This is a genomic window from Bacillus cereus group sp. RP37 (assembly GCF_040459695.1).
Classification (GTDB): domain Bacteria; phylum Bacillota; class Bacilli; order Bacillales; family Bacillaceae_G; genus Bacillus_A.
In genome coordinates, this window is the sequence record NZ_JARVHP010000001.1 from 1671601 (window position 1) to 1685682 (window position 14082).

Consider the following 14082-nt stretch of genomic DNA (forward strand, 5'->3'; position numbering starts at 1 on the left):
AAACGAGGGGGAGATTCTATATGGCAAGAATATTAGCAATTGATGATGAGGACGGTATCCTTTATATTATTAAAAGTGCTTTAGAGAAAGAAGGTCATGAGGTAACGGCCGTTAGTAATCCTCTTACAATATCAAAGGATAAATTTTGTCATTATGATTTAATTCTATTAGATGTCATGATGCCAGAAATAGATGGATTTGCACTGTGTAAGGAAATACGAGATTTGGTCGATAGTCCAATTGTGTTTCTAACTGCCAAAACAATGGAGAAGGATCTGATTACAGGGCTTAGCCTTGGCGGAGATGACTATATTACAAAACCTTTTGGAATTGGAGAACTGCGTGCGAGGGTGTCTGCACATGTAAGGCGTGAGCATAGAGAAAAGCAAAATGCATTTTTTCTATCAGGTCTTACATTTCATCTATCATGTAAAGAAATATGGCATGAAGATACATCTATCGCATTTACGAAAAGTGAGTACGGAATTTGTGAATATTTAGCTTTGAATCATGGGCAAGTATTTTCAAGAGAAAAGATTTACGAAAATGTTTTCGGATATGAGGGAGAAAGTGATAACCAAGTAATTGTAGAACATATTAAAAATATTCGTCAAAAATTATGTAAGCATGACATGAATCCAATAGAAACAGTATGGGGAATTGGTTATAAATGGAGAAAGTAAAAAAACAAGTCAACCTTAGCAAAATATTAATCCGGTATATCTTTGCATTTTCAATAGGGACGATTGCATTAGTTACTTTTTTTATGATTCTATTCCAAATTGGAGTTAACACAGAGATAATCCTTCCAGCAAATTATTATGAGAAACAGATTGAGTCGCAAAGAGACGCCATAGTTAAAGCTGAACAGGACGATGATCAAATTTTAAAACAATATAAATATGCAGTGTATGATTTTTCAGGAAACGCTATTCAAGGGAGTATAAATAAAGATTATGCGGAGCAAATATGGAATAACATGCAGAATGATGAAAAAGGCGATAGTAAGTACTACTATGCAATTATAGAACGCGATAAAGATGTTTGTGTCATTCTATATACTTTACATGCAAATTTTAAAAACCCTTTTTTGCAGAAGTATTTACCGAGTCCGGAAGTTTGTGAAATTGTCCTTTTTATTCTATTATTTGTTGCTGAAGTGATATTTCTATCTCGCTATTTTGGTAAATCATTGTCAAAGGAAATGCTGATTTTGAGAAATGTAACGGATAAAATTCAAAAGGAAGATTTAGATTTTCGAGTAGAACAATCTAAAATAATAGAAGTGAATGAAGTATTAAATTCTTTAGTAAAAATGAAAGATGAATTGAATAGTTCCTTACGTACACAGTGGGATATGGAAACGAATAGAAGAGAGCAAATTGCTGCTTTGGCACATGATATTAAGACACCATTAACGATACTGAGAGGGAATGCCGAGCTACTAAATGAATCAACGCTAGATTCAAATCAGAAGAAATGTAATGAGCATATTTTGAAAAGTGTTGATGAGATGGAACTGTATATGAAAACTTTACTCGACATTACGAAATGTGAAGAAGGCACTTCACTTCAATTTAAGCAAATAGATCTACATAAATTTATTAGTAATATTATAGAAGAAAGTGCAATTTGTGTTTTGGACAAACAGTTAAATCTAATTAAAAATGTTCAGGATATACCAAATTTGATTCATGTTGACGAGACTGCTTTGAAAAGGGCTATTATGAATATAATGATGAATGCAATTGAATATTCTCCAACAAATGGTGACTTGATGTTTTCAGTGGAAATGATTAGTGAAAAACTGCAATTTATTGTAGAGGACTCGGGAAGAGGATTTACAGAAGAGGAAATAAATTCAGCTACAGAGCAGTTTTATAGAGGAGATAAAAGTAGAAACTCTAAAAATCATCATGGAATGGGTTTATACATTGCTAAAAACTTTGCAAAGCAGCACGGTGGAAACCTTTACTTAAGTAATTCGGAAAAGCTGCGCGGTGCAAAAGTTGTTTTGGAAATATCAGTGTAGTAGAGAGGGTACAGATTATAACAAGTCGCTCCTTTTTAATATAATTCATTTATCAACTAGAGATAACCTCAACCTATTTGTAATGTATATGTGCTTTACCAATTTTTGTAAGGAAAGAGGTTTTTAATTTACAGATTTATCGGAATTATGTAAAGTGTAGATAAAACCATAAAACGGGGTGTTCTTTATGTGTACTAGTTTGACATTACAGACAAAAAACGGTCAGCATCTTTTTGCAAGAACGATGGACTTCACATTAGATATGAATCAAGAAGTAATAATCATTCCTCGACATTACCAGTGGAATAATATAACTGGTGAAATTATTAATACGAAACATGCTACGGTCGGAATGGGGATTAATCATCACGGAAGGGTCATTATGGCGGACGGAGTAAATGAAGCTGGTATGACATGTGCAACACTCTATTTTCCAGGATTCGCTGCTTATAGTCAAAGCATAGATGACAACAAAACGAATTTGGCTCCATTTGATTTTGTGACTTGGAGTCTCACGCAATTCAATTCTGTCAAAGAGTTAAAGAAATCTGTAGATAGCCTTACCTTTTTGGATATACCATTACCGGATTTAGGACTTACGCCACCACTACATTGGATTTTAGCGGATAAATGGGGAGATTGTATTGTACTGGAGCCGACAAATGAAGGATTAAAAATGTATGATAACCCACTAGGAGTGATGACGAATAGTCCGGAGTTTAATTGGCATTTGCAAAATTTAAGGCAATATATAGGCCTTAAATCGCAGCCATTCGCACCAACTGAGTGGAGTAATGTACCATTAAGTGCTTTTGGTCAGGGCTCAGGTTCAATGGGACTTCCAGGGGACTTCACTCCGCCATCAAGGTTTGTGCGAGCAGCATATGGTAAACAAAACATTCAAGGTATAGATAGTGAAGAAGAGGGAGTATCGGCCCTATTTCATATCTTATCAAATTGCGAGGTTCCTAAAGGCGGAGTAATAACAGAAGAAGGTGCATTAGATAATACCATTTATACAAGCGTAATGTGTATGGAGTCCGGAACATATTATTATCATACTTACGATTGTAGACAAATTATAGCCATTCATTTATTTCATGAAAATTTAGATGCAGATGAGATTAAAGTCTATCCGTTCCAACGGAAACAAAAAATATTTTATGAAAACTAAGTTGCTTTGAAACTGCGTTTGGTAAATTTAAAAAAATATATAATAGAGCAATAACGGCCTATAAAAAGTAGGGATTGGAAGGGATATAAATTCAATCCAATAACTTCTAGAAGGCCTATTAAAGTACCATTAAGTAAAATAAACATGGAAGTACTTTATTTATAAATAGTAAAGAACAAAAAGGTATGGAAAATATCCATACCTTTTTTGTTCTTCCATTATCTATGTATAAAAAAGCGCCGTATATCAGCACTTTTTAAAGGTACGTAAATTGTATAATAAAGATTTCTACATTATGAAACACATAACTATGCATGGCCAAATATTGATTCTTATTTGGCTAATTGTTATAAGGATCAATATGATTATTTATTTTTATTATTATTAATTTTTTCAGTATATAGCACCTGTTCTTTATAGTGCTTCTTAATGGGGAAGTTATGTGTGCCTGAGCCGTTTTTGTATGTTTTATTGATGGGGTTCTTTAGAGGAACTGTTGTAGTTTCAGTAAATTCATATGGGTAATTTATTTTAGATTTATCTTCAAACATGAAAATGCCTCCTTCTTAGGATTTCCTGAATTCTTTACTATAACATGATATGCATATAGATTTTTTTGGGACTAGTTATTTATATAGCTTAATGGAATTTAATTACGAAACTACTGAAATATTTCAAAGGAAAATAATTTGAGAAATATATGATAAAGATTTCTTTTATTTGTTAGGGAAGATAATTTTGCATATATATTCGTTATAAATTGTTTTTATAATATGGTATATATAGGTTTTTCTTGATAATATAATGCAGGAGATTATAGTGTTATTAGGTTATTAGGAACATTTAATGCTGTTTCATAACTGAAAGGAAATTGAAAAAAAACTGAAATTTTTCTCATAAAAATTCAATCTAACTTGAAAAATGAAAGGAAAATGAAATTTTCCAGAAGATATTCTTTGTTAAGATAAAAAGCATACATACAAAAAGTATTGACATATCTTAAAAATGTATTTTCAAGATATAGTGGGGGAAAAGATGAGAGTAGAAAAACAATTAATAAAAAAGATGTATTATGAAACATTCCTAATGGAGAATGAAACAAAACAACCTCTTGACGTACTTGGAGAAGTTTATGTAAACGAAGAAAAAAATGAGATTTCGGATGGATCTTACATTCGTTTTGCACAAGGTGAATTTTACTATCGTCATCAAGATTTTGAAGCAGCTATTTTTAAATGGGAGAAGGTTCGTAATGAATTAGAACCATGGGCACAAAAAAATATTGCGGATGCTTATTTCGAACTGAATCAATTATCAGTTGCTGAAAATGTTTATACTTCCATTACTACTGATAATAAAATATTGATGACTGAAATTGGACTGCAATTACTTTCTCTTTATATCGAGCAAAATAATTTTGACTCAGCTTTCGCTGTTATTAAAGAAGCAGTTACTTTAAATCCCGATTATCCGAATGTCACAAAAATTGCCCGTTCCTTTTATGAGGAACAACAAGATTTTGATAGTGCTGTAGAGCTTGCTGTGAATGAGTTAATTCGAACAGAATCTTATCCATGGTTTGAGGTGTTAAAAGGATATATCGATAAAGGGTTTACTAAACATATTTCACCAGATTATTTTTATGATGCATTAGTTACATTAAATAATATAGATCAAGTACAATTTACACAAATGGTTTCATCACTTTGGAACAGTTACAGAAATGAACAAAATTACTTATTGTGGCTTAACACAATAAATGAATTTTTCTTACATATTGAAATACATTCGTCCGATATATGGGACAAAATTTCTTCTCTTTACGAAGAAACATACTTTGTATTAATTCAAGGGAAATATATGCTTAGACAATTACACGATATCATTCCAAATCTTTTAACAAATTGGTTAAAAGTAGTTAATCCGTCTTATGCTGTATTTCCATCAGCAGCTGTATTGGCATGGGATGAGAGTTTTCCTTCCCAAATAGATTCAGCAAATATAAAACATGCGGAAAACCTGCTGTCATATTCTATTAATCATGTGAATGGTTTAGAGTACAGTTTACATCTTTTTGAATCTATTACACAGTGGGCACAAAAGCACAATATAGAAATAGGTCACCGATTTAGATGGTTAGTTGACGAACTCGCAGATTTAAGAACAAATCGTATTTTAGTAACGGGAACTTCAGGGAACGGAAAAACTACATTTATCAACTCTATATTAGGAGAAAATATATTAGAAAAATCAATTTCAAATGTAGTAGTTTTAAAAAATGATGCTCATACAGAAATTAACGCCATAACAGACGCTGCAATTACAACAACGGAAGATATCTCTGATTACCATAATATGATGTCTCAGCACCATCAAACATATAGAGATAGAGCATGTGTTGAATTTAAATTACCATGCAGATTTTTAAGTGAAAATAAACTTACATTTGTAGTTACACCTGGCTTTAATAGGAATAACGACACTAGGGATGAGGTATTTGAATATCTGAATTCTGTGGATGAATTATTATTTGTATTGAATGCGGATTCACCTTTTACTGATAAAGAGCGTGATATTCTATTAAGCATTCAAGAACATACACCAAATTTACAAGTGCATTTCTTATTAAATAAAATCGATAACATTTATAGTGAAGCAGAAGTGAAAAGAGTATTACATGATACAGCAGCGAGAATAAACACATATTTCCCGCATGCGAGGATTTTCCCTTACTCTTCGTTATATACAAGTAGTCAACAATTGAATGAATTAACAGAGTTTGTTCACTTTAACTTTAAACATAAAAATATCGATGCAGAACGTACTGAAAAGCTATTGTTTTTCATTCGAAAAACAATTACATATCTTTTGGATAAACGCGTTGAGAAAGAAAATAATCTAGTGGATACTATGAATTGGAATGAAGATATGCTAGTGAAACTAAACGGTAGCATTAATAACCTTACTGCATTTGAGAGGGAAAAAATTCATTTCATTACACAATCATATCGTACAATGAAAACTGAAATTGCGAATGATCTTACTGAAAATATTCCGAAGATATTACAGGGTTGTTCAGATTTAATGAGTGAAGAAAGCGATTTCGGTCATATGGATATGGAACTAAATAAAGCAATGAATGAAAGAGTGCATAAATATTTAGAACAAACTGTATTACCTAATCTTGCTCTTTCTATGCAAAATTGGATTGCAACTTCTAATAATGAGCTCCTTCAAAGTCAATCGTACTTAGAAGAACTTAGTGAAGGACTTAATTCTTTATTTGGAGAAAATCGAGTACAGTTAGAATGTGATTTTAAAGTGCTAGATGACTGGCGCAGAGATACTGACAGAATGACGACTAGAATACAAATGGATGAAGTAAATATTTTACGTCGATTTACGCCAGCACAATTTTTACTGAAAAGTGCCGGTAAATTATTTGGAGTTCTTCCTAAAAACAAAGCTATGCTATATAACAAATACAAACAGTATGTAGAAAATGAAGATTATACCGAGGTAACGGATTCTATTATGAAGAAATTTTTCTTGCAATTTGAGCTATTTGAAAACACACAAGAGCGAGATATTCATATATTCTTTAGGAATCCATTTAACTCCTTGAAACAAGCTGTAGAAAATACACAATTAGAAATACAAGAAAAACAGGAGATGTTACATAAAATGAAATCAAATCCTGAAGTTTATCATGATTCTATCATGCTCTTTGAATTGAGATTACGTCAATGTGAAGTGATTTTAAATATAGGTGATGATTATACTTATACAGATGTAACTTTAGAAACAAGTGTAGAATAAAAGTAAAATATATAAGATTGTTTATTTGAAATTGCATCGCATGTTATAAGAGAGTAAAAGGGAGCAACTGCAATGAGTTGCTCCCTTTTCATATTAAGATTATTTTTTAGTCTCTTTAATTTTAGTTTGTACTTCGCCAGTTTTAATTTTATTACTTTCTGAGAAACGTAATAAATCGCCTTCAATAATTTTGTCAGACATTCTTAATTCATTTTGTGCACGGTTAATGAGTGCTTGTGCTTCTTTTTTTGGTAAATCTACAATTTCACCTGTTATGCGGTCATAGAAAGTGTTGTTTTTGTAGGCATACTTGTCTGTAATAAAGCTACCATCACGTAAAACAACAAAACCGGTATATTCATCTGAAAACATATCATGGCCAAAACGGATATCGTTCGTAGTATCAATCCCTAATAAATTTAGAATAGTAGGTTTCATATCGATTTGTCCCGTAGGCTTTGAAATCGTTTGACCTTCTGTTTGTCCAGGGACATGAATATATAAAGGTGTGCGTTGTAAATTTAAAGTATCAAATTCGGTTATTTGATCTTTTTCTAAAAACTGTGCCATTGCACGATTATGTTTTTCAGAAATGCCATAATGATCACCGTATAACACAATAATAGAATCATCATACATTCCCTCGGCTTTTAAACGCTCAATAAATTTTTTAATGGATTCGTCTAAGTAACGTGCTGTTACGATATAACGATCAAATACACCATTACCAGAGTTATATGGTTCAATGAATTTTGTATCTTCATCATACGTAAATGGATAATGGTTCGTTAAAGTAAGGAAACGAGCGTAAAATGGTTGATCAACAGTTTTTAATATATCTACTGATTGATCAAAGTATTCGATATCTTTTAATCCCCAATTTAAATTTGTTTCGGGCGTAATTTTGTAATCAAGTTCATTATAGTAACGATCATAACCGAGAGCAGAGTACATGATATTACGATTCCAAAATGTGGCGTTATTCGCATGGAATACAGAAGTGAAATAACCTTGCTGACGTAAAATTTCTGGAGTCGCAGTATAATCATTGTTACCGTGTGTGAAAAATACAGCTCCTCGATTTAATGGATACAACGACGTATCGATTAGAAATTCAGAATCGGATGTTTTTCCTTGTCCAGTTTGATGGAAAAAGTTATCAAAGTAATAGCTTTCATTTATGAATTCATTCAAGAATGGCGTAACTTCTTGGCCGTTAACTGATGCGCCTATTAAAAAGGTTTGCAGGGATTCAAGAGTAACGACAATTACGTTTTTTCCTTTCGCTGCACCAAACATATTAGGGTTTGGCTCACTTTGGTTTGCCTTTACGTAGTTTTCAGTTTCTTGTAATTTACTACTATCAGCAAGTGCCTTTTGTGACCCTGCTTTTACTTGCAGTGTTAAATCATAAACTTGATGCGTGTATAGTCCTAAGTTTTTAACAAGCATGACTCGGTCGAATGATCTCGTTAATAGTTCCGGTCGCTCTTTTTCTGCAAGATGTAGATTTACAAAAAATACACCAATCGTTAAGAGAAAATATAACAAGCGTGCGGAATGAGTTACGCGTCCTGTTTGGAAGACTAATGACTTCTTCTTTAATAAAATAAAGAAGAAAATAATGTCTACGAATGCGAGAATAATTTTGTAGTTCAATATTTCTATAATACTGCCGCCTAATTGACCAAAGTTTGATGTTTGTCCAAGTACTGGTAACGTAACAAAATCACTATAAAAATCATAGAACATTACATTTCCAACGAGTACGATTGTTAATAAGAAGTTAATACATAGCGCGATATAATTTCGCTTTTCACCGGTTGTAAATAATGCTAATCCGACAAAAGCTAATGATGCAGCGAGAGGGCTAATAAACAAAATAAGCTCTTGTGTAGAAGACTCAATTTTTAAATCAAAACTGAACCTTGTAATAAGATATGTTTTTAACCATACTGCTAAAGCAATTATTAAAACAAAGCTTATATTTTGCATTTGTAAATTGATTTTATTTTTCATTTTTACTCCTTCTTTATACAATTTATTTAACTTGTGTTATATATTATATTTTTATAACTATTAGAGTGTAATGAACCATTTAGCTAATGGTTTCTAAAGGTAATAATATAAAGTATTCATATACATACAATAGGGAATTTTAAAGCATAAATCTGTTTTTTTAGAACAGAGCAGAAAAAGTCATAGTTGTAGTAAAAAATACTTATAGACATCCTAACATATTAAACACTATGGTGATGTTACAAAATATCGAACAAATGAAGGTGGAAATGAATAGAGGCTTTTAAAACTGTTGACATTCAATTTGTTAGAATTGAATGTCAATAGTTTTACATACACGGTTATATTAGATATGTATCTCGTAAAATCCCGATTCTTTGCGGGATAATCGTTAGCGGGGGGACGATAAGGTACATAAATAAAGCATTATGGAAGTTAAAATATTTGATTGCTATCTTAATGAAAGAATTTAATTGTCATATAAATATTTTCCAACATACAACCCACTTGCAGCGGCTTGAGATAATGAATGAGTGACGCCTGAACAATCTCCAACTAAAAATAGTCCATGCACACTTGTTTCAAAATGGTTATTGATTTTTATCGTAGGAGCATAGAACTTTCCGTCAATTCCATATAATAAAGTATCTTTATCGATCGGTTCTTGGATAAATTGTTCTAAGCGTAATAAAAATTCTTTAAGTCCTTTAATATATAATGGAGGAATTTCTGTATTCAAATCTCCATAATCTCCTTTTAGTGTAGGCTGTATACGGTTATGTTTCATGTCGTTCGCTGTTGTAGGTTGTTTTTTTAGTAAGTCCTCTAAGCGCTGTATAACAATCCGATCTCGTCCTTGGTTAATGTTTTTTATAATTGAACTTGCGTATACATTTGCTTCTTTGAGAGTTGAAAAATAGCGCGGGATAAATAAAGTGAAATTTAAGTTAGGTGTGCCAGTTCCTTTCTCCCGAAAATTTTGACCGTCAGGCATAACTAAACCTTCTTCGTACTTTCTAATAATACGTCCTTTTGGATTCATACAGTACGTAGTTGCTGTGAAATCTTCATGCTCATAAGAAAGTTTTGTCTCAAATGTATCTTTTAATATAGAGCGTAATTGGTGTTCTTTCATCTCTACTCTAATACCTAAATCTACACGAATTTGTTCTTGAGAAATATTTAGAGAAGTGCACATTTCTTTTAACCAATCCGCTCCGGAACGTCCAGTTGCAAATACTAGTTGCTTAGATTGAACTGTTCCTTCATTTGTCTCTATTGTAAAATGATCTTTCTGTTTCATAATGTGTTGTACATCTATATGAAATTGTATATTTATTTTCGTAAGTAAAAATTCATAGAGCTGCTGAAAAATGTCACTTGAAAGTGTAGTGCCAAGGTGCCTTACTTCTGTTGTTAGCATTTGTAAACCGCACGCTTCAGCTCTCTTATTAAGAGTTGGATTTTCCGTAGAATATTTTGAAACAGAACTTCCTCCGAACTGACATAGAATTTCATCTACTTCAGCCATAAGTTGTATAAAGCCTTCTTTACCGACTTTTTGCTCAAGTTCTCCGCCAAATCCGTTTGTATAATTAAATTTCCCTTCAGATTTTCCTAAACCACCAAACCCAAAATATTTATCGCATGTAGTACAATTACACACTTTTCCTTGGTCTAAAGGACAATGGCGATCTTCTAGCGCCTTACCTTTATCAAGAATTAAAACCTTTTTGTTACTTTTAGCTAGTGAATAAGCCATAAAAATGCTACTTACTCCAGCACCGATAATTGTAACATCATACATTTTCTTTCACCTGCTAACGAATAGTTTGTTTTTTATTTTTCTAGTGTATAACAATTTTATGAAGTTAAGAAATAGCTTTTATTAATAAAGAGAGAGTTTTTGAACTTGATGCTTTTTTAATTTCTCCGATGGGTGAAGTAAATACAAATGTTTTTATTTGAAAGAAGAAATGGTTTTAAAGGATCACTATGTCATATGATTAATAAAATTTTACATATAAAAAACAGACCTTTAAAGTGAAGAGGTCTGTTAATGATTTCAAATCTTATTTAGCGAAGACATGGTTACCGATTACTGCTACTGTTTGACGTGTCGTAATCCATTTGTCTGTTGATGTTTTTGGGTTATAGAAATAAAGCCAATCAGAATGTATTCCATTTGTGGAGATAGCCTCTTCTACTGCCATTTTTGCTTCTGGGCTCGCAGGATGATTAATTCTTCCATCTGTAACAGGAGTAAATGCATATCCGTGTTTAATAGGTTCATAAATAACGCCTGTTATTGTATTTGGAAAACCTTTTGCGTTTACACGATTTAGTATAACTTTTGCTACAGCCACTTTTCCTTTATAGGATTCGCCACCTGCTTCAGCGGTAACTAAGCGTGCCATTAAGTCTTTTTCTCTTTCTGAAATGCTTGAGTTAATTTTCAAATGTTGTCCCGTATAAAGTTTGTTTCCGACTGTATTGTTGATTTGTTTTATAGATTGAACGGTAACATTGTAACGCTTTGCTATCGTTTCTAATGAATCTCCCTGTTGTACTTGATAAATAATTTGTCCAGAAATGTTTGCAGGTTTGACGTTTTGACGAACGGTAATTTCATTTGAGTTCGTGGACCCTGGAATATTTAACTGTTCGCCAATGAAAGTTTGATCGTTTCCTTTATTATTAGCCTGTTTAATGGATTGTATTGAAACGCCGTATTGTTTACTAATGCCCCAAAGTGTATCATTCTTTTTTACTGTGTGAATGGTAGAAGCTTCAGCTGTACTTTGATTACATACGAATGTAATTGCAGCTGCAGATAAAGGGATTATATGTTTTATTTTTAATAATTTCATTGTAAATCCTCCTAGGAAAAATAAGGTGAAACAGTTAAGTAATGTAGTTCAGAATTTATATGTATAATATTTTAATATAAGTATATTAGCACGTATAAAATAAATAATCATTATAAGTTTCTTATTTAGTTAGTTTAGAGTCCGAATATGAAATATTGCATATGAAAATACATTGAAGTTCATATTGCTGATTACTATAATCTATTTAGTAGAAGGATAACTTTATATGTTATAGAAATTAAATCATTATAGATTAATATAATGATTTAATAGTTTGTCAATTGGAGGAGTGATGTAATGAATATATTTAAAAGAATATCTGTTTCAGTTGTAATCATTTCAATATGTTTAGGAATAGGAGGTATTGTCAATATTGTAAATGCTGATTCTATAGAACAGCAGGGTAAATTAGGAATAGAGCAAGAAGCAGGTAAGCAAATCATTGTAAAATTTAGAGCAGATTTGAAATTGCCATATGAAGATGGTATTGAAAAACAGATACAAGATCAAGCAAGTGACAAAGTACTAGAAGATCTTTTGGTAGAATATCCAGATGCAACATTTACTCGTTTATTTACATCTGTAAGTCCAGAAGAAATACAAGACCTTGAAGTGAAAGCACCTAATAATGTATCTACAAGTTTATTAAACTACTATATTCTTCGAAATCAAAATAGTGGGCATGAAGAAGAACTAGTAGATAAGCTAAAGGCATCTTCTTTAATAGAAGATGTGTATATGAAGAAACAAGAAAAAATAACGCCACCAGAAGTACAACCATCAAATGTATCTCTTAATCCTAATAATAATCCTAGATTTAAAAAACAAGGATATCTTGAAGCAGCCCCATACGGTATTAATGCGTCTTTCGCCTGGGGAGTTCAAGGTGGAAATGGAAATGGTATAACTTTTGTTGATATGGAATATGGTTGGTTATTAAATCATGAGGATTTAGTACATCAAAATATTGAATTAATGTCTGGAATAAATATAGATCAACATGTCGGCCATGGGACGTCTGTACTAGGAATTGTATCCTCTGAGGACAATGAAGTTGGGAATATTGGGATTGCGCCAAAAGCGAAAGCAAAGGTGATTTCTCAAATAAGAGATAACGGACAGTATAATACAGCTGATGCAATATTAAGTGCTGTAAATCATTTAGAAGCTGGGGATGTTTTATTATTAGAGGCACAAGCTTCCTTTGATGGATATGGTGATAAATATTTACCTGTTGAAGTACAACCAGATATCTTTGATGCAATTCGTGCTGGTACAGATAAAGGTGTTGTCATTATAGAGGCTGGAGCAAATGGTTGGAATGATTTAGATCAATTTAAAGATAGAAATGGTAAACAAATTTTAAATCGCAATAGTAAAGATTTTAAAGATTCAGGTGCAATTATGGTAGGAGCGGGCTCTTCATCTTTCCCTCACGAGCGCATGTGGTTTTCGAATTATGGAAGCCGTATTGATGTGTATGGCTGGGGAGAAAACGTAGATACAACTACAGCTGAGCAAAGTCGAAGTGCTGTAAATCTTTATACATCTAGCTTTAGTGGCACATCGAGTGCTTCGCCTATTATTGCCGGAGCAGCGACTTTAGTACAAAGCATTGCTAAAGAAAATTTAGGACAACCATATAGACCAAGTGAACTAAGAGCAATATTAAGCAACCACAACACAGGAACAAAATCTAAAGATCCATATTTAGATAAAATTGGTGTTTTACCAGATTTGAAGTCTATACTAGTAAACTTAGGGTATGGACAAAGAAAACCAAACGGTGGGAATGAGTTACAAGTAACAGAAAATGAACCAAATAATGAGCCTAGACAGGCAAATAAAGTTAACATTCATACACCGGTGAAAGGAACGCTACATAATAGGGATAATGTAGATGTATTTACTTTCCAAATTGACTTACCAGAAAATATTAATATTTCTCTACTAAATGAACAAAATATCGGAATGACATGGGTACTTCATCATGAATCAGATTTAAATAACTATGTAGCATATGGTGAAAATGAAGGAAATGTAGTTAAAGGAACTTATAATGCAAAGCCAGGTAAATATTATTTATACGTCTATAAGTATGAGAATAAAGATGGTTCATATGTATTGAACATAAATTAAACGAAAGGAACTTCAGATGAAGTTCCTTT

9 protein-coding genes are annotated in these 14082 nt (G+C 32.2%); 5 read left to right on the forward strand and 4 right to left on the reverse strand.

Annotation, left to right across the window (positions count from 1 at the left end; all coding sequences use genetic code 11):
- The first annotated feature begins 20 nt into the window (after nt 1-20).
- From QCI44_RS08915 to QCI44_RS08925, 3 genes are all read left to right on the forward strand, one after another.
- The gene (locus QCI44_RS08915; RefSeq protein WP_016135224.1) at nt 21-683 is read left to right on the forward strand and encodes a response regulator transcription factor; all 663 of its coding nucleotides are present in this window, start codon (nt 21-23) and stop codon (nt 681-683) included.
- Nucleotides 671-2032 (forward strand): sensor histidine kinase, encoded by a 1362-nt coding sequence (locus QCI44_RS08920; protein ID WP_016135223.1) that lies wholly within the window; start codon nt 671-673, stop codon nt 2030-2032. The genes QCI44_RS08915 and QCI44_RS08920 overlap by 13 nt, the downstream gene beginning before the upstream one ends.
- A 187-nt stretch (nt 2033-2219) precedes the next feature.
- Nucleotides 2220-3206 carry a choloylglycine hydrolase family protein gene (locus QCI44_RS08925; RefSeq protein WP_016135222.1) on the forward strand — a complete coding sequence of 329 codons (987 nt, stop codon included), beginning with the start codon at nt 2220-2222 and terminating at the stop codon, nt 3204-3206.
- Between the two features lie 365 nt (nt 3207-3571).
- Here QCI44_RS08925 and QCI44_RS08930 read toward each other — a convergent pair whose 3' ends face one another.
- Entirely contained in the window at nt 3572-3757 is a 186-nt protein-coding gene (locus QCI44_RS08930) for a hypothetical protein (RefSeq protein ID WP_016086655.1), read from the reverse strand.
- 454 nt (nt 3758-4211) lie between these two features.
- Between QCI44_RS08930 and QCI44_RS08935 the strand changes: the two genes are divergently transcribed.
- Nucleotides 4212-7025 carry a dynamin family protein gene (locus tag QCI44_RS08935; protein ID WP_116349041.1) on the forward strand — a complete coding sequence of 938 codons (2814 nt, stop codon included), beginning with the start codon at nt 4212-4214 and terminating at the stop codon, nt 7023-7025.
- Between the two features lie 99 nt (nt 7026-7124).
- Here the strand turns inward: QCI44_RS08935 and QCI44_RS08940 are convergent, their stop codons facing one another.
- From QCI44_RS08940 to QCI44_RS08950, 3 genes are all read right to left on the reverse strand, one after another.
- The gene (locus tag QCI44_RS08940) at nt 7125-9044 is read right to left on the reverse strand and encodes an LTA synthase family protein (protein WP_016135220.1); all 1920 of its coding nucleotides are present in this window, start codon (nt 9042-9044) and stop codon (nt 7125-7127) included.
- A 469-nt stretch (nt 9045-9513) separates the two neighbouring features.
- Nucleotides 9514-10851 carry an NAD(P)/FAD-dependent oxidoreductase gene (locus QCI44_RS08945; protein ID WP_016135219.1) on the reverse strand — a complete coding sequence of 446 codons (1338 nt, stop codon included), beginning with the start codon at nt 10849-10851 and terminating at the stop codon, nt 9514-9516.
- Between the two features lie 265 nt (nt 10852-11116).
- Nucleotides 11117-11914 carry a cell wall hydrolase gene (locus tag QCI44_RS08950; RefSeq protein ID WP_016135218.1) on the reverse strand — a complete coding sequence of 266 codons (798 nt, stop codon included), beginning with the start codon at nt 11912-11914 and terminating at the stop codon, nt 11117-11119.
- A gap of 297 nt (nt 11915-12211) precedes the next feature.
- On the opposite strand from QCI44_RS08950, the gene QCI44_RS08955 reads away from it, so the two are divergent.
- Complete coding sequence (locus tag QCI44_RS08955; RefSeq protein WP_016135217.1) at nt 12212-14053, forward strand: S8 family peptidase; 1842 nt, start codon at nt 12212-12214, stop codon at nt 14051-14053.
- The last annotated feature ends 29 nt before the right edge of the window (nt 14054-14082 follow it).